The 23,197-nt window shown below is 39.3% G+C and carries 19 protein-coding genes and 6 pseudogenes; all 25 read left to right on the top strand.

All coding sequences use genetic code 11. The annotated features are described in order from the left end of the window. The first annotated feature begins 12 nt into the window (after positions 1–12). Positions 13–1,077 (top strand): ATP-dependent helicase ComFA, encoded by a 1,065-nt coding sequence (locus JCM15457_RS03535; protein ID WP_235725552.1) that lies wholly within the window; start codon positions 13–15, stop codon positions 1,075–1,077. Continuing rightward, a complete protein-coding gene (locus JCM15457_RS03540; protein ID WP_034987726.1) occupies positions 1,062–1,754 on the top strand; it encodes a ComF family protein in 693 nt (230 codons plus the stop codon). The genes JCM15457_RS03535 and JCM15457_RS03540 overlap by 16 nt, the downstream gene beginning before the upstream one ends. Positions 1,755–1,893: 139 nt before the next feature. After that, positions 1,894–2,448, top strand: a complete 555-nt coding sequence (hpf, locus tag JCM15457_RS03545; protein WP_034987727.1) for a ribosome hibernation-promoting factor, HPF/YfiA family — start codon at positions 1,894–1,896, stop codon at positions 2,446–2,448. 232 nt (positions 2,449–2,680) lie between these two features. Then, positions 2,681–5,043 (top strand): annotated as a pseudogene (gene secA, locus JCM15457_RS03550) (preprotein translocase subunit SecA). A 185-nt stretch (positions 5,044–5,228) separates the two neighbouring features. Then, a protein-coding gene (prfB, locus tag JCM15457_RS03555; protein WP_152537264.1) for a peptide chain release factor 2 occupies positions 5,229–6,348 on the top strand; the annotation gives its coding sequence in 2 pieces (ribosomal slippage) (positions 5,229–5,300 and positions 5,302–6,348; 1,119 coding nt in all). 97 nt (positions 6,349–6,445) lie between these two features. Continuing rightward, positions 6,446–7,141, top strand: coding sequence for a cell division ATP-binding protein FtsE (ftsE, locus tag JCM15457_RS03560; protein WP_034987730.1), 696 nt, complete (start codon positions 6,446–6,448; stop codon positions 7,139–7,141). Next, positions 7,122–8,009: a permease-like cell division protein FtsX gene (gene ftsX, locus JCM15457_RS03565; protein WP_034987731.1), complete on the top strand. Its 888-nt coding sequence runs from the start codon at positions 7,122–7,124 to the stop codon at positions 8,007–8,009. Before ftsE ends, ftsX begins: the two co-directional genes overlap by 20 nt. 140 nt (positions 8,010–8,149) lie before the next feature. Continuing rightward, the gene (locus JCM15457_RS03570) at positions 8,150–9,301 is read left to right on the top strand and encodes a PDZ domain-containing protein (protein ID WP_034987733.1); all 1,152 of its coding nucleotides are present in this window, start codon (positions 8,150–8,152) and stop codon (positions 9,299–9,301) included. Positions 9,302–9,317: 16 nt separating this feature from the next. Beyond that, complete coding sequence (locus JCM15457_RS03575; protein ID WP_034987734.1) at positions 9,318–10,046, top strand: response regulator transcription factor; 729 nt, start codon at positions 9,318–9,320, stop codon at positions 10,044–10,046. Between the two features lie 37 nt (positions 10,047–10,083). Continuing rightward, on the top strand, positions 10,084–11,427 hold the full coding sequence (gene pnpS / locus JCM15457_RS03580) for a two-component system histidine kinase PnpS (RefSeq protein ID WP_235725555.1): 1,344 nt from the start codon (positions 10,084–10,086) through the stop codon (positions 11,425–11,427). A 10-nt stretch (positions 11,428–11,437) separates the two neighbouring features. Then, the gene (locus JCM15457_RS03585; protein ID WP_034987738.1) at positions 11,438–12,304 is read left to right on the top strand and encodes a phosphate ABC transporter substrate-binding protein; all 867 of its coding nucleotides are present in this window, start codon (positions 11,438–11,440) and stop codon (positions 12,302–12,304) included. Between the two features lie 11 nt (positions 12,305–12,315). Then, positions 12,316–13,212 carry a phosphate ABC transporter permease subunit PstC gene (gene pstC / locus JCM15457_RS03590; protein ID WP_034988321.1) on the top strand — a complete coding sequence of 299 codons (897 nt, stop codon included), beginning with the start codon at positions 12,316–12,318 and terminating at the stop codon, positions 13,210–13,212. Between the two features lie 4 nt (positions 13,213–13,216). After that, positions 13,217–14,110: pseudogene (gene pstA / locus JCM15457_RS03595) on the top strand (phosphate ABC transporter permease PstA). A gap of 31 nt (positions 14,111–14,141) precedes the next feature. Beyond that, positions 14,142–14,279, top strand: a complete 138-nt coding sequence (locus tag JCM15457_RS12130) for a hypothetical protein (protein WP_161633657.1) — start codon at positions 14,142–14,144, stop codon at positions 14,277–14,279. 49 nt (positions 14,280–14,328) lie between these two features. Beyond that, positions 14,329–14,925 carry a phosphate ABC transporter ATP-binding protein gene (locus tag JCM15457_RS03600; RefSeq protein WP_051993277.1) on the top strand — a complete coding sequence of 199 codons (597 nt, stop codon included), beginning with the start codon at positions 14,329–14,331 and terminating at the stop codon, positions 14,923–14,925. Between the two features lie 178 nt (positions 14,926–15,103). Next, a pseudogene (gene phoU / locus JCM15457_RS03605) lies at positions 15,104–15,777 on the top strand (phosphate signaling complex protein PhoU). A gap of 110 nt (positions 15,778–15,887) precedes the next feature. Beyond that, positions 15,888–16,208, top strand: coding sequence for a PspC domain-containing protein (locus tag JCM15457_RS03610; protein ID WP_152537267.1), 321 nt, complete (start codon positions 15,888–15,890; stop codon positions 16,206–16,208). Between the two features lie 43 nt (positions 16,209–16,251). After that, positions 16,252–16,599, top strand: a complete 348-nt coding sequence (locus JCM15457_RS03615; protein WP_034987739.1) for a phage holin family protein — start codon at positions 16,252–16,254, stop codon at positions 16,597–16,599. A gap of 80 nt (positions 16,600–16,679) precedes the next feature. Continuing rightward, positions 16,680–17,614 (top strand): annotated as a pseudogene (gene hprK / locus JCM15457_RS03620) (HPr(Ser) kinase/phosphatase). 22 nt (positions 17,615–17,636) lie between these two features. Continuing rightward, the gene (gene lgt, locus JCM15457_RS03625) at positions 17,637–18,473 is read left to right on the top strand and encodes a prolipoprotein diacylglyceryl transferase (protein ID WP_152537268.1); all 837 of its coding nucleotides are present in this window, start codon (positions 17,637–17,639) and stop codon (positions 18,471–18,473) included. Between the two features lie 11 nt (positions 18,474–18,484). Further along, positions 18,485–19,491 (top strand): annotated as a pseudogene (locus JCM15457_RS03630) (NAD(P)H-dependent glycerol-3-phosphate dehydrogenase). 119 nt (positions 19,492–19,610) lie between these two features. Continuing rightward, a pseudogene (trxB, locus tag JCM15457_RS03635) lies at positions 19,611–20,539 on the top strand (thioredoxin-disulfide reductase). A gap of 258 nt (positions 20,540–20,797) precedes the next feature. Further along, on the top strand, positions 20,798–22,525 hold the full coding sequence (locus JCM15457_RS03640; protein WP_034987744.1) for a phospho-sugar mutase: 1,728 nt from the start codon (positions 20,798–20,800) through the stop codon (positions 22,523–22,525). 100 nt (positions 22,526–22,625) lie between these two features. Continuing rightward, a complete protein-coding gene (locus tag JCM15457_RS12325) occupies positions 22,626–22,892 on the top strand; it encodes an HTH domain-containing protein (protein WP_235725557.1) in 267 nt (88 codons plus the stop codon). Then, a complete protein-coding gene (locus JCM15457_RS12330; protein ID WP_235725559.1) occupies positions 22,871–23,140 on the top strand; it encodes a 3H domain-containing protein in 270 nt (89 codons plus the stop codon). Before JCM15457_RS12325 ends, JCM15457_RS12330 begins: the two co-directional genes overlap by 22 nt. Positions 23,141–23,197 lie beyond the last annotated feature (57 nt).

Raw genomic sequence — 23,197 nt, forward strand, 5'->3', positions numbered from 1 at the left:
ACACCACAGCCTTTGACTTGGAAAGGAAAACTGTCTCCAGCTCAATTAAAATGTTCACAAAAATTAAAAAAGGTTATTCAGCAAAGAAGGGATCACCTCTTATGGGCTGTTACTGGTGCTGGGAAAACAGAAATGCTGTTTGAAGCCCTCGCATATGCAATTCAAAAAAAGCTGCGCGTGTGTTTAGCGACTCCACGTATTGATGTTTGTAATGAGCTGTTTCCACGGCTACAGATGGCTTTTAAAAACGTGGACATACTACTACTGCATGGAGGACAGCAGCAAAGGTATCGTTACACACAACTGATAGTATGTACTACTCACCAATTATTGAACTTTAGAGGGGCTTTCGATGTTTTAGTAATTGACGAAGCGGATGCTTTTCCTTTTGTAAATAATAAATTGTTACAACATGCGGTAGAAAACGCTCGTAAAAAAATAAGTTCTTTGATCTTGCTGACAGCTACACCAACTAGGAAGTTATTGAAAGAGACAAAAAAAGGAAAAATGACCTTCAGCTATTTACCACTGCGTTATCATGGCAATAGTCTTCCCTTGCCTAAAACTAGAATAACCTATGGATGGGAGGCAAAGTTAAAAAATAAAAAGCTACCATATCAAATGAAAAAAATTATTGAAAAATGGGTTAGAGAAAATTTTCCTTTTCTAATTTTCGTTCCGAAAATTTCATTGTTGAATTTGACTTATGAAGCTGTTAAAAAGATTTTGAATTCAAATATTCACGGGGCTGCTGTTCATGCTGCTGATCCTGAACGGCTTGAAAAAGTAGCAAAATTGCGAGAAGGTAAGCTGAGATTTCTAGTTACAACAACTATTCTTGAACGCGGAGTCACATTTCCAAACTTGAATGTGCTTGTATTAGGTGCTGAGGAACGTATTTTTAATAAAGCTGCGTTGGTACAAATTGCCGGTAGGGTTGGACGTAGTGCCCAACGACCAGATGGAGATGTTTTTTTCTTGTGCCAGACGACAACAAGGCAAATAACGGGAGCAGTCAAACAGATTACTTTTCTTAATAGAAGGGGGAGGCAACTGCAGAAATGGAAAAATGTCTAGTTTGTCAGCATATAATGCGTGAAGAGCTGAGTTTTTCGTGGCTTTTCTCTCTTAAAAAATTACAGGAAAAATATATTTGTGCGGCTTGTTATAAAAGTTTCGTTTTGATTCAGGATAAAAAGTGCTGTTGCGGCTGTGGACGGAGTCAAATGCAAGAAACGTTGTGTTATGATTGCATTCGTTGGAAGAAAAATGGACAAATGCCGCTTTTGAAGAACCGCGCTCTTTTTGTTTATAATGAAGCCATGCAGAACTTTATGGAAGAGTATAAATTTAAGGGTGATTATTATTGGCGCTTTATATTTCAAGATTTTTTTGAGAAAAGTATTAGTCGTTATTACAATAGCGCTTGGTTTTACGTTCCTATCCCAGTAGACAAACCGACTTTGACTGATAGGGGCTTTAATCAGGTGACAGGATTGTTGCGGAAGCTGCCTTACGAGGAAATACTGAAGATGAAGGAGCTTTCTGAAAGAACTAAGCAATCACATAAAAATCGCAGAGAAAGATTAGCGACTAAGCAACCATTTGAGTATACTGGCAACAAAAATATTGTCGGTAAAAAAATATTACTGCTTGACGATATTTACACAACAGGACGAACGCTTTACTATGCAAAAGAAATTTTAATAAAAGAGGGTGCACGAGAAGTCCGCTCATTTACCTTGGCACGCTGAAATTAGTATAATTTGGAAAGATATTGTTTGTTAAATACAACGTTTTCTTTTATAATGGAGATAGCATAGATGAGTGAGAACCAGTAGCACTTGTTGCGCATGAAAATGCGGTGCGTAGTTGTGAAAGGAGAGGTTTCATATGCTAAAGTATAATATTCGTGGAGAAAACATCGAGGTAACAGCTGCTATTCGAGAATATGTTCAGAAAAAATTGAATAAACTTGAAAAGTACTTCGAGGATACATCCAATTCGACAGCCCATGTAAATTTAAAAGTTTATTCAGACAAAACTTCAAAAGTTGAAGTTACTATCCCATTACCGTATCTGGTATTGCGGGCTGAAGAAACCTCACCTGATATGTATGCTAGTGTCGATCTGGTCACAGATAAACTGGAACGGCAAATTAGAAAATATAAAACAAAGATCAACAGAAAGTCACGTGAAAAGGGATTTAAAGAATTTCAATTTACCGATGCGGCAGACAACAATACCGACAATGAAGATAAAAAGTTTGATATTGTTCGTACAAAAAGAGTGTCTTTGAAACCGATGGATAGTGAAGAAGCGGTCTTGCAGATGGATATGCTTGGACACAACTTCTTTATTTATGAAGATGCAGAAACAAGTGGGATCGATATCGTTTACCGTCGCAAGGATGGCCGCTATGGTTTGATTGAGGCGAGCGAGAATTAAGTAACAGCAAACAGAGATAGTTTCACTGAATAGGTAAGTAATTGGTCTGAGAAGATATCTTGGCAGCCCGATACTTACTTATTTTTTTCGTTGTTTAATTGAGTTAGTTTAAAATATAGCTGCATGTTTAAAATCTAATTAAAAAATGCTAGAATAAAGAACGATACTAACTTTTAAACAACTGTTTGTTGTAATTGAGTGAAAATGAGCGTTTTTAGAAAGGAATTATGACATGGTTAATGTCCTTAAAAAATGGGTTGAGAGTGATAAAAGAGAAATTAAGCGATTAAGCAAAATTGCAGATAAAGTCGAGGCATATGCCGACGCTATGGCTGCGTTAAGTGATGAAGAGTTAAAAGCCAAAACACCAGAGTTAAAAAATCGTTACAAAGAAGGGGAAACGTTGGACGATTTGCTGCCAGAGGCTTTTGCGACTATTCGTGAGGCCGCAAAACGGGTACTGGGGCTTTATCCTTTCAGAGTGCAGATCTATGGTGGAATTGTGCTTCATGAAGGCAACATTGCCGAAATGAAAACTGGTGAAGGTAAAACACTGACAGCCACAATGCCTGTTTATTTAAATTCTTTGGCGGGTAAAGGGGTTCATGTAGTAACTGTTAATGAGTATTTAGCTTCTCGTGATGCAACTGAGATGGGCGAATTGTATACGTGGTTGGGCCTGAAGGTTGGCTTGAATGTTTCGAATAAGACACCAGATGAAAAACGAGAGGCTTACAATAGTGATATTACCTATTCGACAAATAGTGAGCTCGGTTTCGATTATTTGCGTGATAATATGGTCGTCTATCGTGAAGATATGGTGCAAAGACCGCTGAATTTTGTTATTGTCGATGAAGTAGACTCGATTTTAATTGATGAGGCGCGGACACCATTGATTATTTCAGGGCAGGCTGAAAAATCAACGACGCTTTATACACGTACAGATCGTTTTGCTAAAACTTTGACAGAAAAAAGCGACTATAAGATTGATTTGGAGTCTAAGACAGTTTCTTTGACAGAAGAAGGAATTCAGAAGGCCGAGAAATATTTTGGCCTTGAAAATCTTTATGATCCTGACAATACAGCATTAACGCATCATTTGGATAATGCTTTGAGGGCTAATTTCATCATGTTACGGGATAAGGATTACGTGGTTTCAGATGGCGAAGTTTTGATAGTTGACCAATTTACGGGACGTATTATGGAAGGTCGACGTTACTCAGATGGCCTGCATCAAGCGATAGAAGCAAAAGAGCATGTTGATATCCAGCAAGAGACAAAAACAATGGCGAATATTACGTACCAAAACTTCTTCCGGATGTATAGCAAAATTGCTGGAATGACAGGTACTGCCAAAACAGAGCAAGAAGAATTTCGTGAAATATACAATATGGAAGTAATTTCAATTCCAACTAATAAGCCTGTACTGCGTGAAGATCGCCCAGATTTGCTGTACCCGACTTTGAAGAGCAAATTCAAGGCGGTGGTAGAAGACATCAAGGAGAGACATGAAAAAGGCCAGCCCATTCTAGTCGGAACAGTGGCTGTTGAAACATCAGAACTGCTCGCACATTTACTTGATAAAGAAGGAATTCCGCATGCTGTTTTGAATGCTAAGAATCATGCTAAAGAAGCGGAAATCATTATGAATGCAGGGCAACGTGGTGCAGTTACGATAGCCACTAATATGGCTGGACGTGGAACTGATATCAAACTAGGGGCAGGAGTCAAAGAACTTGGCGGTCTTGCTGTTATTGGGACGGAACGCATGAATCTCGGCGAATTGATAATCAGCTGCGTGGTCGTTCTGGTCGTCAAGGAGATCCAGGTTTGACTCAATTTTATCTTTCATTAGAAGATGATTTGATGCTACGGTTTGGTTCAGAAAGAGTCAAGGCAATACTTGAGAAGTTTAAAGTTGATGATGACGATGTGCTTATTCAGAGTAAAATGATTTCGCGTCAGGTTGAAGCTGCCCAAAAACGAGTTGAAGGTAATAACTATGATACACGTAAACAGGTTTTGCAGTATGATGATGTTATGCGTGAACAACGTGAAGTCATCTATGCTCAAAGGCAGCAGGTAATAATGGAAGACAAAGCACTCAAACCTGTGATCATGCAGATGATTCGCCGTACGGTTGAACATTTTGTTCAAATTCATACCCAAAAAGAGCAAAAAGATTGGAATTTGCAAGCAATTTTAGACTTTGCCATTGCAGCAATGATCAATGAAGACAGTATTTCAATCAGTGATCTTGAAGGTAAGAAACCAGATGAAATCATTGATTATTTGATGGACCGCGCTGAAGCAAATTATGCACTCAAAGAAAAACAGCTTTATGATGCAAGTCAAATGCTGGAGTTTGAAAAAGTTGTTATTTTGCGGGTAGTTGATTCGAAATGGACGGATCATATTGATCAAATGGATCAACTGCGACAATCAATTGGCTTGCGTGGCTATGGGCAGTTAAATCCGTTAGTTGAGTACCAAACAGATGGTTTTAGAATGTTCGAACAAATGGTGGGAGACATTGAATATGATGTGACTCGCTTATTCTTAAAAGCTGAGATTCGGCAAGATGTTAAACGATAATATTAATGTTGAGTTGGCCAGGTTTTAGTATTAACTTGAATTGCGAACAAGGTTAATTTTTTGCCACGAGTAATTCATAGCAGGCGAAAAACATTGACTTATAAGACGCGTTTATACGAATTAACGAGGGGACTGGATCAAGAGTTAGCTTTTGACCTGCCCTCTTTTTTGGAGGAGAAAGTAAAATGGAACTTAGTGAATATAGGCATGAAATAAAAAAAATAGAAAAACAAGTCGCAGACTTTAGGGGGTCTCTTTGACTTAGATGATCTTAATGAACGGATTTCTGAGAATGAGATAAAGATGGCTGACCCTGATTTTTGGAACGACCAAGTCACAGCCCAACAGGTAATTGAAGCAAATAATGAACTGAAGGGGAAATTTGACAACTTTAATAACTTGGCAGAAGCTGCCGAAGAATTAGCAGTTCTACTTGAGCTTTTGCAGTCTGAGCCCAGTGACAAAGATCTATTGGAGGAGTTAGAACAAAAGTTAACAAAAACACAAAAAAAATTACAGAAATATCAACTTGAACTTTTGCTTAGTGGCAAATATGACCATAGCAATGCGATTGTTGAGATACATCCGGGTGCTGGTGGAACCGAATCACAAGATTGGGGGTCTATGCTGCTGCGAATGTATAGTCGCTGGGCCCAGCAGCATGGCTTTGAAGTTGAAACTATAGACTATCTTGCGGGTGATGAAGCAGGAATAAAAAGTGTCACTTTACTAGTCAAGGGGAATAATGCTTACGGATATCTGCGTAGTGAAAAAGGGGTGCATCGTTTAGTACGCATATCCCCCTTTGATGCGGCAGGCAGACGGCATACATCTTTTGCGTCAGTAAATATCATGCCAGAATTAGACGACAATGTCGATATTGAACTTCGACCCGAAGATATAAAAATGGAAGTCTTTAGATCAAGTGGAGCCGGTGGGCAACATATTAATAAAACTTCGTCTGCGGTGCGTCTGATTCATATACCGACTGGAATTGTTGTTTCAAGTCAAGCACAGCGGTCACAATTTCAAAATCGAGCTACCGCTGAAAGTATGTTGCGATCGAAATTATATCAGCTTAAATTGGAAGAGCAAGCGAAGAAAAAAGCAGAGATCCAAGGACAGCAATTAGATATTGGCTGGGGATCACAAATCCGCTCATATGTTTTTCATCCTTATTCGATGGTCAAAGATCATCGCACAGGTTATGAAACAGGAAATGTGCAAGCTGTAATGGACGGTGAGTTGGATGAGTTTATCAACTCTTATCTGCAATATAAACTTCAAGAAAAAAATCCTAGCTAAAAAATTGAAATTTATTTGTAATCTTTTTGAAATATTATGCCCCCTATAAATGATATAATACTTGGGTGTGTATCAGAAAATAAGGGGGAGCTTCCTTTTGATTGAGTTTAAACATGTCTTTAAAGAGTATGATAATAAGGTTATTGCGGCCAATGATCTTAACATTGTTATTGATCAAGGCGAATTTGTCTATGTTGTTGGGCCTAGTGGTGCGGGAAAATCAACTTTTATTAAAATGATGTATCGTGAAGAAGTACCAACATCTGGTCAGATAAAAATAAATGAATTTGAGCTTGAAAAAATCAAAAATAGGGAGGTCCCCTTTCTTAGGCGTGAATTGGGAGTAGTCTTTCAGGATTTTAAGTTGCTACCTAAACTGACCGTATTTGAAAATGTTGCTTATGCCCTACAGGTAATCGAAAAAGAACCGGTTGAGGTTAAGAAACGTGTCGAACATGTTTTGAGTTTAGTCGGTCTTGCTGATAAAGCGGATGTCTTCCCTAATGAGCTTTCGGGTGGCGAACAGCAGCGAATTGCGATTGCACGGGCAATTGCGAACGAACCTCGTATACTGATTGCTGATGAACCGACTGGGAACCTTGATCCCAAGACAGCTAATGATATTATGGAAATCATTGAACGTATCAACAAGCAGGGAACAACGATCGTCATGGCTACGCACAATAGTTCTATTGTAAACGAGCGTAAACACCGTGTGATCGAAATTGATGATGGAAGAGTCATTCGTGACCAAAAGAAAGGAGGCTACAAGGATGAAAGCAATAACCTTTAAGCGACATTTGGTAGAAAGTTGCAAGAGTTTGAAACGTAATGGCTGGATGTCGGTTGCTGCTTTTAGTGCAGTGACGGTAACACTGCTCCTTGTTGGCGTCTTGCTGTCGATCATAATGAACGTTAACAAAATTGCTTCTGATATTGAGAACGATGTGCAAGTCCGTGTGTTGATTGATCGTGGGACCTCACAGACACAGCAAGCGGCTTTGAGAAAAAAACTGGCGGGGCTTGATAGTGTTCGTAGTATAAAGTTCTCAAGCAAAGAACGGGAATTGAAAAATGTCGTTGGCAGTTATGGTGATGAATTTAAACTTTTTGGCGGTGATGATAATCCGTTGAACGATGTTTTTGTTGTTAAAACAAAAAACCCATCGCAAACAGTGGCTGTTGCTAAAAAGGCGCGTGGAATGAAGGATGTATATGATGCAAAGTATGGTGGTGCATCTGCTAAAAAGCTATTTAAGGTAGTGGGTGGAATCCAAAAATGGGGTACAGGTATTAGTTTGCTACTGCTTTTTGTTGCCGTGTTCTTGATATCAAATACGATAAAAATAACAATTTTATCACGGCGTAACGAAATTTCTATTATGCGTCTTGTTGGTGCAACCAATGGATTTATTCGATGGCCTTTCATTCTCGAAGGGGCATGGACAGGTCTATTTGGGGCGATATTGCCGATTATAGTTGTTGACATTGGCTACGTCTGGGTTCATGGAATACTTTCGGCTTCTTTGGCAAGTACGGATTATAGTTTGCTCTCGCCAGGAGTATTTTTGTTTCAGATAGATGCTTTGATGATCCTAATTGGTATTATTATTGGCGCTATTGGTTCGGGACTATCCATGCGGAAGTTTTTGAAAATTTAATAATTTTAAACATATCATTATCTCAATTGTCAATTTTGTGAATAATGGTATGTTTTTTTGCTTAATTTTGAGATTTTTGTACTTGAAGATATAAATTGCTATACTGTGATTAAGAGCTATCTTGGGAGGGTGAAACTTAGATGTGGATCTTCAAATTGCTTTTGCATTTTTTGATGCAACCAGCTTTATGGGTATGTATTTTAGTTACATTTGGTATGTACCAACACAGAATAAAAAATGAACGAAAACATTTTAGAATAGCAATTAACCGTGATTTTTACGAGGGAAGGCACCTTGTGAAGAATGGGCTTTTTTTAGGAGCAGTAGGTTCTGCGCTTACGCTTATTGTTGGACTAACTGTTCCTATGCAGTGGGCCGTAACATATGAGGTTTTGCTTTGTCTCGGGCTATTGCTGCTTCTTGTGGTTGATAGTGGGGTACTGGGGTTAATAATGAGTTTACCGCTTTTGTTTTTGTTTCAACAAACGGGACTTAGTAAACAATTTTTCTTCAAGGCAGTTGATATTGATGGCTGGCTGCTCTTGGATAGTGGCAGCTCAATTTTTGCCCTATGTGCCCTTTTTTTTCTATTCAGATACTTTATGTTGAGGCGTGTTGATCAATTTACTTTAACACCAAGCATACATAATGGGAAAAGAGGTCGCAGACTTATCCAGTACACATGGCACGAAGCAGCACTTGTCCCGTTACTTGTTCTGATTCCAGGCAATTTATTTCATAGCATGTTCAGTTTTTGGCCATTTCTGTCAATACATGGTCAAACTTTTGAATTGTTTATTCTGCCATTTGGGGTCACGGCTGCAGTTAAATTTTGGCGCCGTCCACTGCAAACGGCCATAAAAAAAGTACAACAGCAGACACTGTTTCTGGCAATCTGCAGTTTTGTTTTTGGAATTATTTCTTTTTTTTGGTCACAATTGACAATTGTCGGATTAATGATCCTGCTTTTTTTGGCTGGAGCACAGGTGTTTTCGCGCACAAAGAAAGAAAAGCGTGCCGGTCGTTGGTATGCGGAAACAAATAGCGGAGTGCGGGTCATTGCGATTCAGCCACATACGCCAGCTGCAAAAATGAACTTAAGTATAGGTGATGTGATTGTGTCTTGTAATGGTGTTAGTGTTGCAAACGAGAATGAGTTGTATGCAGCCTTGAAACTTGATTCGACTTATTGCCGTTTTAGGGTCCAAACTTATCAGGGAGATCTGAAATTAGCAGAAAGTGCTATTTTTGCAGATTCGCCGCATGAACTAGGTCTGATTATATTTCACTAATTTTGGAGGGAATGTCGTGAAGAAAGTATTAGTGGTGGATGATGAAAACGCAATTGTTACATTGTTGAAATATAACCTTGAGAAAGCCGGTTATCAGGTTGAAACGGCAATGGATGGAGAAACGGCTTTAAAAAAGGGAATTACACGGAGCTTTGATTTTATTTTGTTAGATCTGATGCTGCCGCAGATGGATGGCCTAGAAGTCACACGGCGTTTAAGACAGGAGAAAATAAAAACACCTATCATGATATTGACAGCTAAAGGAGAAGAGTATGACAAAGTGATCGGACTGGAATTAGGGGCAGATGATTACCTTACTAAACCTTTTTCACCTAGAGAAGTACTAGCGCGAATTAAAGCAATCGGCAGAAGAACTAGTGAAACCAGTCAAAAAAACAACCAAGATGAACAAACTGAAGATGAGGATGAACGGGTTAGCTTTGACAATATAATAGTTGATTTGACCAATTATACGGTAAAAAAAGATGATAGAAAGATAAAATTAACACCTAAAGAATTTGAATTGCTGGCGTACTTCATAAAAAGACAGCATCGGGTTTTGAGTAGGGAGAAATTATTAAATGGTGTTTGGGGATACGATTATGTTGGCCAAACGCGAATGGTAGACATGCATGTTAGTCATTTGCGTGAAAAAATTGAAAAAGATCCTAAAAATCCAAAGTATATCGAAACAGTCAGGGGTTTTGGTTATCGATTTGAAGGTGGAGACAATAAAGACTTTTAGAGTTTTAACAATAAACTTTTTAGTGAGCCTTGTTTGCTTGACAGTAATTTCATTTTTTTCCGGAGAATGGTATCACAAATCGGCTGCTATTCTTTTAGGGGATAAGCAGGTTCTGCCCTTAGTTTTGGGTTCGTTGTTTTTGGCGGGCATTTTGACCGCTATTCAGTCAGTAAACTATCGGCGTCAAAAAAATAAAATCAAGTTGTTAAGTGCAAAGTTGCATGATGTTATCAAAGGTGAAGAACCGGGGCATTTGCTGCTTGAACCGAGTGATCCATATTATGAACTGGCGCGAGCAATTAATGGCGTTCAAAGTATGCAGCGCGACATTTCGAAAGATTTTATAACACAACAGAGAGGGTACTTTTCGTTGATGGAATATTTGACTATCGGAGTGCTGGTCTTGGATCAAGATCAAAAAATATCTTTGAGCAACCATGCAATGAGTGAGTTGATGGGACGCGAGATGAACGTAAAAGGACAACTTTATGTAAATGAAGTACGGACCTATGAATTGAGCCGCCTGATTGAGAAGACTTTTCAGACACATCAGGATCAACACCAAGAGATTAAGATAGATGCGACTAACAAAAACGTAGATGCTCATGTCGTGTACGTTCCGGTTAGTTCGCGTCATTTTTTGGTGATGGCGCTGCTGTATGATATTACAGAACTAAAGGAAATCGAGCGGATGCAGATGGACTTCGTTGGCAATGTCAGTCATGAATTGAAGACGCCGATTACAGCAATTACAGGATTTATTGAAACACTTCTTCAGGGAGCAATGGATGATGAACAAACACGTGTGGAGTTTTTGAAAATTGTTTATCAAGAAAGTCTGAAACTAACTGAATTAGTAGAAGACATTTTGTCACTTGCCCGAATAGATTCTAAACCGCAGCTTAACATTATCCAGCTTGATCTGCGTGATTTCATTACAGACATTTTGACAACTTTTAAACCAGAATTGGAAAAGAAAACAATAAAAGTTCATCTTCAAATACCGGTGGGGTGTCGAGTCAATGTGGATAAGGGCAAATTGCAACATGTTATCAATAACCTTGTTCAAAACAGTATCAAGTATAACCATGTAGATGGTCAAATATGGATTGATGGCAAGATCAGAAAAGAAGATTGGTATTTGAGTATAAGGGATACTGGTTACGGTATCGCTAAAGATGAACAAGAACGAATCTTCGAACGGTTTTATCGAATTGATACTTCGCGTTCAAGGCAAAACGGTGGAACAGGTTTAGGCTTGTCAGTGGTAAAGGAATATGTAGAAGCTTTGGCTGGAAAAATCGAAGTAAAAAGCCAGGTCGGAGTGGGGTCTACATTTACAGTAACATTTCCGCTAGAAATAAAAGATAGATTGAGATAGGTAGGAGAGTATGTCCAGTAGAAAATTAAAATTGTTTTTTTTCGTACTGACTATGTTGACTCTTTTGACGGCTTGTCGTCCTTTAGTAAAGAGCTCACTTACGCTTGCTGGATCAACTGCATTTCAACCAATAGTTGAGATGGCGGCCGACAGCTACAACCAGCAGCATCCAGAAGCTGCCGTTAATGTTCAAGGCGGTGGTTCGGGGACTGGAATTAGTCAGGTAGAAGAAGGTGCAATTGATGTTGGGAATTCAGATGTGTTTGCTTCTGAACAAAAAGGTATCGAATCCACTAGATTGCAGGATCATCAGGTTGCTGTTACTGGAATTGCCCCAATTGTAAACCCGGAAGCAGGGGTCAAAGATGTGTCTCATAGTCAATTGGTAGCGATTTTTACGGGTAAAATAAGAAATTGGCAAAGTTTGGGCGGTAGAAATTTAAAAATCATTGTCATTAACCGTTCGATTGGAAGTGGTACACGCAAAAACTTTGAAAAATGGGGTTTGGACGGACAGAAAAGCATGGTTGCGCAAGAGCAAAGTTCGACGGGAACAGTACGGAAAATTGTTGCGGCAACTCCCGGAGCAATTTCTTACATTGCTTTCCCCTATATTAATGACAACATTCAGCCTTTGAGCATTGACGGGGTCGCGCCTTCAAGCAATAATGTTAGAAACAATAGATGGAAGATCTGGTCGTACGAACATATGTATACCCTTAAGAAAACCAATAAAAACACGCGTTCGTTTCTGAAATATATGATGTCTGATTATGTTCAAAGAAAGGTAATTCCACGTCTGGGATATATTTCTGTTTCGTCGATGAAGACTGGACGTTCTGCCAATGAGGGATTGGACAAAGAGCCAAAGAGGTGAGAAAGATATTGTTGAATTCTGTACAGACAGATTTAAAGAAACGATCTATAGCTAGTAAAAAGGAAAAAAGAGGCAAGTGTCTAACTTTTTTGTGTGTTGGCATAAGTGTTGTTATCATGGCTGCATTAATATTCCTTATTACATACAAGGGACTTCTTCTTTTTTTGCAAGATAAAGTTTCACTACCTGCTTTTTTGAGTGGGATAAAATGGGATCCGGAAAATGGGCATTTTGGTGCGCTAGCAATGATCTGCGGCTCTATTTTTGTGACTACTTTGGCTGTACTGCTGGCATTTCCATTTTCTTTTGGAACGGCCATTTTTATTTCTGAGATTAAACCTGCCAGAGGGAAAAAATATTTACGACTTGCAATTGAATTGCTGATAGGAATTCCAGCGGTCGTATATGGATTTGTCGGAATTTCGATTGTCGTTCCCTTACTGCGATTTATTTTTGGGGGAACGGGTTTTGGCTTGTTGGCTGGTGCAATTGTGCTGGCAATTATGGTACTGCCGACGATGTCGACTTTATGTGTTGATGCCTTTAAGAGCGTTCCCGAATCCTATCGCAAAACATCGCGTGCGTTGGGGGCTACACAATGGCAAACTTTACAAAGAATTGTTTTGCCAATTGCACTGCCGCAGATTATTGTCGCCGTTCTGTTTGCATTGGCCCAAGCATTTGGAGAAGCAATCGCAGTTCAAATGGTGCTTGGAAATGCAATTTTACTTCCTAAACATTTGATGAGTCCCGCAGCTACATTAACAAGTGTTATCACAAGCGGGATGGGTGACTCTATTAGAGGATCTGTTGAAAATGATGCTTTATGGTCTTTAGCGCTGTTACTGTTATTAATATCTTTACTATTTAATTTGGCTGCGCACTTTGCAATGAGAAGGAGGAGTTGAGATGATGAATGACAAGCTAAATCCACGCTTCGTTGATAAAACATTTAAGAGTATTGTATATGTAATCGTGGCAATAGTAATTATCTTTCTCTGTGCTTTGCTGGGTTATATTATAATAGGCGGGGTGCCATATCTATCATGGCATTTTTTAACAACCAGCTCTAATTATATTTATGCAGGCGGTGGTATAGGTATTCAGTTGTTTAATTCCATTTATTTAACATTCATTACCTTGTTGATTTCATTGCCGTTATCATTTGGTGCGGGGATCTGGTTGTCCGAGTATGCGCCGGATAATTGGTTGACCTTCATAATCAGACTTCACTTGAGGTTTTAAGCTCGCTGCCATCAATTGTTGTTGGTCTATTTGGATTTCTGCTATTTGTTATCAAGTTTCGCTTAGGTTTTTCGATACTTGCAGGTGGTTTAACCTTGGCATTCTTTAATTTGCCTTTATTGATACGATCAACGGAAATTGCAATTCGCAATGTTTCTAGAGAGCAAATGAATGCTGGGCTAGCCTTAGGCATATCACGTTGGGAAGTTGTTAAGAAAATCATTGTACCGGATGCTCTTCCAGAAATAGTGACAGGGATTATTTTAGGAACAGGGCGAATAATTGGGGAAACTGCAGCTGTGATATATACTGCTGGTCAGAGTGCATCGCTAGTTGATTTTAGTGATTGGAATCCATTAAGTATAACCAGCATTGTGTCCCTTGAGACCAGCTGAAACGGTAGCAGTGCACATTTGGAAGATTAATACAGAGGGGACGATTCCAGACGCAGCTGCAATATCGGCCGGTTCAGCAGCTGTTTTATTATTCATGGTGTTGTTCTTTGATATTGTTGCACGTTGCCAAATAAGTAAAAGACGTAAAAAAATGGGAACCGAATGAAAAAACCTTGGGCAAGGGCAGGATGATGTTGATGAGTTTAGCTAAGAATGAGAAGGCAGGGCCCGAAGAAGAAATTTTGGTGACTAAAAATTTGAGGGTCTTTATTGAGCAGCAAGAAGTGGTACGCGGAATCAATGTAGGTTTCAAAAAACATACGATACTGCGTTGATTGGACCTCTGGAGCTGGGAAGACAACTTTTTTACACGCTTTGAATAGATTGAACGAGCGTGAAAACATAGTTAAAGGTGAAATATTGTACCATGGAATCAATATAAATGATGGGGATGTTGATATATACACCTTGAGGACACACATCGGAATGTTATTTCAGAAGGCGCATATTTTTTCGATGTCGATTTATGATAATATTACGTTCTCCTTGAAGTGCCATGGCCTAAAAAACACAGCTAAATTAGACAAAATAGTGGAAACTAGTCTGAAGGAAGCTGGCTTATGGGAAGAAGTTAAAAATAAACTAAGTCAAAATGCACGGTTACTTTCAAAGAGTCAGGCACAACAACTGTGTTTGGCCCGTGCGTTGGCGTTGAGACCTGAAGTGCTGCTGTTAGATGAAGCAACCAGTTTGCTTGATCCAGTGGCAACCAATGCTGTTGAAAACTCTTTGCGGCAGTTGAAAAATAAAACGACAATTATTCTTGTAACGCATAATTTGGCGCAAGCTGCACGTATTTCTGATGATACTGTTTTTTTTAATAAGGGAATGCTTATCGAAAAGGGGAAAACGGAAGACCTTTTTACCTACCCACAGTCGTCAGAAACTGACAACTATTTGTCACATAATTTAAGAAGATGAGGCTGCATAATGATAACAAAAAAATAGTGCTAAAAAGGAAACAATGTATAGTTCAAGCCATGCAATGTTTAGTTTGTTTGCTTGCTCTGAGGTAAAAGTATACAATCATACTTATTAATAACTTAAGACGCAATTCACAGGTGCATGAGGTGAGGTTAGAAATGGGGGGACGAATTGTATGCGCGATACCTTTGATAAAGAATTGAATAAGCTCCACGTTCTTTTTGCGGAAATGGGGATGATGGTTAATGAAGCGATTCTTCATTCCGTCAAAGCATTTTCCGACCATGATAACAAACTTGCACGCAAAGTTATTGTACAAGATAAAAGAATAAATGAATGTGAGAATGAACTTGAAAAATTGACACTTGAATTGATTGCATTGTATCAGCCAGTTACAAGCGATCTACGCGATGTGATTACAGTTCTGAAAGCCAGTTCTGATATTGAGCGGATTGGAGACCATGCTGTCAGCATCTCACGGGCAACGATCAATATGAAAGGGACGCACAGAATACCTGAAATTGAGGTTGAAATTGCTAAGATGGGCATATGGCCTGCACAATGGTCGAAAATGTTTTGGATGCATATATTAAAAATGATGAGGAAAAAGCATATCGTATAGCTGCTGCTGATCAAAAATTGGATGATGCTCTGGAAAATATTAGAAAAAAATGTATTGAGACTATGCAAAAAGATCCTAAAACGGTCATCAGCGGGTCACATTATACGCTGGTTGCAACTTACCTTGAACGAATCGGTGACTATGTTACGAATGTTTGTGAATGGGTTGTCTTTCTAAAAAGGGGCAAGATAGTAGAGTTGAATCCTGGTAACAAGGAAGAAAGATAAAAAATGTTTAATTTTTATAAAATTACGCTTAAATAAGATTGCCGATTTGCGTAACAAAAAACAACCATGTAGAATCTGTAGTAGGTATAAAAAAACAGGAGGGGTATGCTTTGGATAAAAATAAAAAAATGCGACGTTCACGCAATCGGCTTATAGCTGGAGTATGTGCGGGGATTGCAGAATACTTTAAGATCAATCCTTGGATTATACGCGGTTTGTTCATTATCTTACTGTTGATCCCGCATATTCAATTTTTGGCTGTTTGTATCTATGTCGTTTTGGTAGCTATTATGCCGGGACCAAAAGACAGCTTTTTTTCAAATTTTCGTGCTTCCTTCGGGGAAACCAGAGATAGTGATATCTCAAAAAGCAAGCGTGCCTCTGGCAACAGACGCATAATAAAGGACGCACACGAACGAGATATTCATTGATAAAAATAGTAAGGATTAAACAAGTATTTATGGAGGAATTGATATGTCATTTTTGCAGCGCACTGTAATAAATGCAGTTGTTTTTATGGCAACTGCTGGATTTTTTCCCCAATATTTTCAAGTTTCAAGTATCTGGGTTTCATTCATTGCAGCTGCGGTTTTAGGTGTTTTAAATATGTTTGTGAAGCCTTTTTTTGTGATACTCTCTTTGCCGATTACGCTTATGACACTCGGCTTTTTCTATCTTGTGATCAATGCTTTCATGCTTGAATTAACTTCGATATTAATTGGTGACACGTTCAGGTTTGCAAATTTCGGAGCAGCATTCATGGTAGCACTTGTGTTAAGCGGGGTTAATTTAGTCATAACCAGTCACAGAAGTGCAGCTTGACAGACTGTATCATAAAGAATAATTGCGCTAATTTTTATCAATAATGGGTTGAGCGCATACTTGATAGGGGGAGTTGGCAATTGAGTAACAATGTAAATGTGGAAAGTTTAGCCAAGGCTGCAGGAATGTCTGTATATACGGGGGCAACTGTTTTAAAAAAGAAAATGATATCAACAAGTGATATCTCACGACCTGGTTTGGAACTGACGGGGTATTTTGATTATTATCCCGCAGAGCGAATTCAACTTCTAGGAATGACTGAAATTTCATATGCGCGTAAAATGACAGCCGAAGATCGTGTGAATGTTATGGAAAAACTTTGCGCAGATCCTACAACTCCTTGTTTTGTGATTTCACGTTATCTACCAGTTCCTGAGGAGCTTGAAAGAGCTGCTAAAAAGAATGAGATTCCTATTTTAAGATCTAAACTTTCAACGACTCGTGTGTTATCGAAAATGACAGATTTTTTGGAGTCGCAATTAGCAGAACGAAAATCTATGCATGGGGTTTTGGTTGATATTTATGGGCTAGGGGTCTTGATAACGGGCGATTCAGGTGTTGGGAAATCCGAAACAGCTTGGATTTAATCAAAAGAGGGCATCGTCTGATCGCTGATGATCGAGTGGAGGTCTATCAAAAAGATGAACAAACGATTGTAGGAGAAGCTCCTAAGATCTTAAATCATTTATTGGAAATTAGAGGTATCGGAATAATTGACGTGATGAATCTTTTTGGGGCAGGGGCTGTGCGGGCTGAAACTGATATTTCATTGATTGTCCATTTAGAGAATTGGAGTCCAGACAAACAGTTTGAACGTTTGGGGACTGGCGAACAAAAAGTGCGCCTTTTTGATGTAGATATACCGAAAATAACAATTCCAGTTAAAATTGGACGCAACCTTGCAATTATTATTGAAGCGGCTGCGATGAATTATCGAGCGAGGACAATGGGCTACGACGCAACTGAAGCTTTTGAAAATAATCTAAACAATTTGATCAAGAATAATTCTAATTGATGATAGAGAAAGAGTGACGCAAGTGAAGTCTTTTTTGGGGGCATTGAACCCGATCGCATTTACTTTAGGACCAATTGAGGTTCATTGGTATGGTATTATCATTGCTAGTGCAGTTGTATTGGCAGTCATCCTTTCTGTTAAAGAAGGAAGGAAACGAGGGATCATAGAGGATGATATCTACGACATGCTTCTCTGGGCACTTCCGTTTTCTATCATCTCTGCCCGTATTTATTATGTGATTTTTCAGTGGAGCTACTATGCAAACCATCTAGGCGAGATTTATCGCATTTGGGACGGCGGAATAGCGATTTATGGAGCGTTGATTGGGGCGTTGATTACAGTGATTGTCTTTTGCCGTAAACGCAATATTCCAGTCTGGTTAATGTTGGATGTTGTGGCACCTACAGTTATTATGGCTCAAGGCATCGGTCGCTGGGGAAATTTCATGAACCAAGAGGCTTATGGGGCAGTGACTTCACTGTCCTTCCTGCAAAAACTGCATTTACCGGCATTTATTATTCAGCAGATGAATATTCAAGGTGCCTATCGGCAGCCGACATTTTTATATGAATCACTTTGGGATATTATCGGATTCGTGTTACTGATCTGTCTCAGAAGACGTAGTAACTTATTTAAACGCGGTGAGGTATTTTTCAGCTATGTTATCTGGTACTCTTTCGGAAGATTCTTCATTGAACAAATGCGGACAGACAGTCTTATGCTAGGAGCCTTGCGTGTTTCGCAATGGTTATCAGTAATTTTGTTTGTGGGAGCAGTCACAGGCTGGATTTTACGTCGCTATTGGGAACCGCTTGAGCCGTGGTATGCTGATGGAATAACGAATTTGGATAGGAAATAGGAGTGGTTTTAGTGTCTAAAGTAGCAGTTATTGGAGCAGGATCATGGGGCAGTGTCTTAGCCAATATTTTGGTAATGAATGGACACAAGGTATACATATGGTCACGAAGAAAAGAACAGGTTGATGAATTAAATAAGCAGCATACAAATCGTCATTATTTGGCGAATTTTACTTATGACAAAAGATTGGTTGCTTCAGTTGAACTTGAAAAAGTTCTTGATGATGCAACCATGGTTTTGTTTGCTATACCAACAAAGGCAATGCGTACAGTTACTGCTGACGTAGCAAGTATTTTGAATGCTAAAGGCTTAAGCCAACAATTGTTCACGCCAGTAAAGGATTGGAGTTAGGGACGCATAAGCGAATATCAGAAATAATCGGTGAAGAGATTGCTGAAGAAAACCGTGAGGGGATTGTTGCTCTTTCAGGCCCAAGCCACGCTGAGGAAGTTGCAAAAAGGGATATAACACTTGTGACAGCAGCCTCCACAGAACTAAAAAGTGCGAAAAACGTACAGCGGATGTTTATGAATAATTATTTCCGTGTTTATACTAATACGGATATTATCGGGGTTGAACTTGGAGCTGCCTTTAAAAATATCATTGCTCTAGGCGCAGGTGCATTACATGGACTTGGTTATGGCGATGATGCAAAGGCTGCTCTGATGACGCGCGGCCTTGCCGAGATAGCTCGTTTAGGGATAGCACTTGGAGCAGATCCGATGACTTTTATTGGTTTATCAGGTGTTGGCGACTTGATAGTTACCTGTACCAGTGTTCATTCACGAAATTGGCGCGCGGGAGATCAGCTAGGGCGTGGTGAAGAGCTGCAAAATGTTATTGAAAACATGGGAATGGTGATTGAGGGACTCAGCACTACTAAAGCGGCCTACGAATTAGCCTTACAAAAGAAAATTGATATGCCAATTACAACTGCTATTTATCAGGTGCTATATGAAGGCAAAAACATCAAAAGAGCCATCTCAGATCTGATGCAGCGTGAAGGCAGGTCTGAATAAATAAGATACCAACCAATTAATCTTTGAAGATAACAAACAAATAATTAGCTTGCTTACATAAAGTAAGCTATAATATGAAGCATTGAAGTCATATTTGAGGGAAAGAGGGTTTTACACAAGTGGCAAAAAATTACGATGTGATTGTCATCGGAGCTGGTCCCGGAGGATGACGGCTGCACTATACGCTTCTCGGGCGAATTTGTCTGTTTTGATGCTAGATCGCGGCATTTACGGTGGCCAAATGAATAACACGGCTGAAGTCGAAAATTATCCTGGATTTAAATCAATTTTAGGCCCCGATCTTGCAAAAGAAATGTATGAAAGTTCAACGCAGTTTGATGCAGAGTATGCTTATGGAAATGTTGAAAGAATAACAGTTACTGCTGATAATACAAAAATAATTAAAACTGACAGCAATGAATACACAACCAAAGCTCTTATTATTGCAACGGGATCACAGTATAAAAAACTAGGCGTTCCAGGAGAAGAAGAATACAGCGGACGTGGTGTCTCCTATTGTGCGGTCTGTGATGGAGCTTTTTTCCGTAATCGCGAAGTTGTAGTTGTTGGTGGTGGTGATTCAGCAATTGAAGAAGGCTCATATTTAACTCAACTAGTTGAGAAGGTAGATGTGGTGCATCGACGCGACAAACTACGGGCACAGAAAATACTTCAGGATCGGGCATTTGCTAATTCAAAGATAGACTTTGTTTGGGATACGATTGTTACTGAAATTGAAGGTGATGGACAAAAGGTCACCGGAGTGATGACACACAATAAGAAAACTGGCAAAGACAAAGTATTACCGATCGGTGGTGTTTTCATCTATGTCGGAGTTGAGCCAATGACTGAACCCTTCCGTGAACTCGGAATTACTGATGAAGAGGGTTGGATTGAAACAAACGAAAAGATGGAAACTGCGGTTCCAGGAATTTTTGCGATTGGAGATGTTCGTAAAAAGGAATTGCGCCAGATTACAACTGCCGTTGGGGATGGAAGTATTGCTGGGCAAGGGGTTTTCAGTTATATTGAATCATTAAAGGATTGAAAAACTTAATAGCAGTTTATACGTACAAAAATGCAAAGCGGGCATTTCAAGCTTACTAACCTACTATAGTCTTGAATGCTGGCTTTTTTGATGTTTTATGGGTGGGGTAACAGATACCACTCTTAGGGTTCAGAAGTATGATATATTGATTCGATTAACGAACACAGCTTTCCAACTTGCAAAAATTTTATCATTTTGTGCATAAAAACGGTTTATTTTATAGTATACTGGGTGTAGAGAAAATTTGGGAGTGATCATGTGAGTTGGGAAAAAACATATAAAACATGGGCTGATTATCAAAATCTTGAAGAATCATTAAAACAGGAGCTGGGTCAGCTTGAAGGCAATGAAGAAGAACTTGAAGATGCTTTTTATGCACCTTTAGAGTTTGGAACGGCGGGTATGCGCGGTGTGCTTGGAGTCGGTATTAACAGGATGAACATCTATACCGTTAGGCAAGCAACTGAAGGGCTCGCTTTGTTCATGGACACGCTGGATGATGAGACCAAAAAGCGTGGGGTAGCAATCAGTTTTGATTCGCGACATCATTCGAAAGATTTTGCTCATGAAGCAGCAAAAGTTTTAGGCGCGCATGGAATACCAAGCTATGTCTTTGAAGGGTTACGACCAACGCCGGAGCTGTCATTTACTGTTCGTCATTTACACACTTATGCTGGTATCATGATAACAGCAAGTCATAATCCAAAACAATACAACGGTTATAAAATATATGGTGAAGATGGTGGACAAATGCCACCTGAAGAATCAAATATGATTACGAAATTTGTTAGGCAAGCCAGTGATTTGTTCAGTATAAAGGTTGCTGATGAGGAGAAGCTTGCAGAAAATAAGCAATTGAAAATCATTGGTTCGGAAGTAGATAATGCTTATTTAGCTGAGGTAAAAAAAGTCACGATTAATCAGCAGCTTGTTGCAAAAGAAGGCAAAACGATGAAATTGATTTTTTCACCGTTGCACGGAACAGGCGCAATGCTTGGAGAAAAAGCCTTAAAACAGGCAGGCTTTGCTAATTTTACGATGGTTCCAGAACAAGCAAAGGCTGATCCTGAATTCTCAACTGTTACAAAACCTAATCCAGAAGATCCAGCAGCATTCGACCTCTCAATTGCGTTGGGCAAAAAAGAAGATGCTGATGTTTTGATTGCGGTCGATCCAGATGCTGACCGTTTGGGTGCGGCTGTACGTCAACCAACAGGCGAATACCAACTATTAACAGGAAACCAGATTGCCGCGCTGATGTTGGATTATATCCTAACAGCAAGGCAAAAGAGCAATCAGCTGCCAGAAAATGCAGCAGTCGTGAAGTCGATCGTTTCAAGCGAATTTGCAACAGCGATTGCCAAAAACTATGGCATACAAATGATTAATGTATTGACCGGTTTTAAATTTATTGCCGAGCAAATAAAGCATTTTGAAGAAACAAATGAGCATACTTTTGTTTTTGGATTTGAGGAAAGCTACGGCTACTTGGTCCGGCCTTTTGTACGTGACAAAGATGCCATCCAGTCACTTGTAATGTTGGCCGAAGTTGCAGCTTATTACAAAGAACAAGGTAAAAATCTATATGATGGTTTGCAGGATTTGTTTAGGAAATACGGTTATTATGCAGAAAAGACGATCGCGTTGACTTTTGATGGCGTTGAAGGCGCACAGGAGATTAAGAATTTGATGACTAAGTTCCGTCAGAGTGCACCTGCAAGTTTTGCAGATGTTGAAGTTGCAGCAATGGAAGACTTCTCGAATTCTGAAAAACATTTTAAAAATGGTAAAACAGAGAAGATTGATTTACCTAAGTCAAATGTCCTCAAGTACCTGCTAACAGATGGATCATGGATTGCTGTTCGTCCTTCAGGAACAGAGCCTAAGATTAAGTTTTATATTGGAACACAAGCGGCTTCGCAAGATGAATCATATGCTAAGAGGCAGTCTTTTGAAGATGCAATTAGTGCATTTATTAAAAAATAAGCAGCTGGCTTAAGTTATGCCTAGAAGAGGAAAACGAAGTAAGATTCGCATTTCCTCTTTTTGTGTATATTTGAAAAACTGCAGGAAAGGGAGTTAGTCAATGAATACTATTAAGAGAAGAGCAGCGATCAAAGATGAGCTGCAGAATCAAAAATTGATTAGCGCAAATCAATTAGCACGAAAATATGGTGTTAGTCGCCAAACAGTAGTTGGTGATATAGCACTTTTGCGTGCGCAGGGAGAACCGATTATTTCAACAGTAAACGGATATAAATACCAAGAAGAAAGCACCTCTTATCACGGCGTCGTAGTATGCCAGCATACATTTGAACAGATAGGGAGGAATTGGAAAACATTATCTCTCTAGGGGGTGAGGTTGTAGATGTCCTAATTGAACACAGTGTTTATGGGCAAATTGTTGGAACCTTAGGATTAGCAAATCAGTCAGATATTAATGATTTTATGAGTCGTGTAAAAAATGAAAATCATAAACTATTAGCAAGCCTTACCAACGGGATTCACTTACACAATATTAGCTGCAAAGATGAGGCAGCTTTCAATAAAATTCAACAACGCTTAGATGAGCTGGGTTTTCTGTATCATGACAAAACTTGACAAGGATTGAACATAGGTATAATTTGTAATTAATTAATGTCTTGACACCCTTGATGT

Source organism: Liquorilactobacillus sucicola DSM 21376 = JCM 15457 (assembly GCF_000612445.1).
Taxonomy (GTDB): Bacteria; Bacillota; Bacilli; order Lactobacillales; family Lactobacillaceae; genus Liquorilactobacillus; species Liquorilactobacillus sucicola.

Coding starts and splice junctions, on each gene's coding strand:
- JCM15457_RS03615 (WP_034987739.1), top strand. CDS start 16,252: ATGTCATTTTTGCAGCGCACTGTAATAAATGCAGTTGTTTTTATGGCA.
- hpf (WP_034987727.1), top strand. CDS start 1,894: ATGCTAAAGTATAATATTCGTGGAGAAAACATCGAGGTAACAGCTGCT.
- JCM15457_RS03585 (WP_034987738.1), top strand. CDS start 11,438: ATGTCCAGTAGAAAATTAAAATTGTTTTTTTTCGTACTGACTATGTTG.
- JCM15457_RS03570 (WP_034987733.1), top strand. CDS start 8,150: ATGTGGATCTTCAAATTGCTTTTGCATTTTTTGATGCAACCAGCTTTA.
- JCM15457_RS12130 (WP_161633657.1), top strand. CDS start 14,142: ATGAGTTTAGCTAAGAATGAGAAGGCAGGGCCCGAAGAAGAAATTTTG.
- JCM15457_RS03540 (WP_034987726.1), top strand. CDS start 1,062: ATGGAAAAATGTCTAGTTTGTCAGCATATAATGCGTGAAGAGCTGAGT.
- JCM15457_RS12325 (WP_235725557.1), top strand. CDS start 22,626: ATGAATACTATTAAGAGAAGAGCAGCGATCAAAGATGAGCTGCAGAAT.
- ftsX (WP_034987731.1), top strand. CDS start 7,122: ATGAAAGCAATAACCTTTAAGCGACATTTGGTAGAAAGTTGCAAGAGT.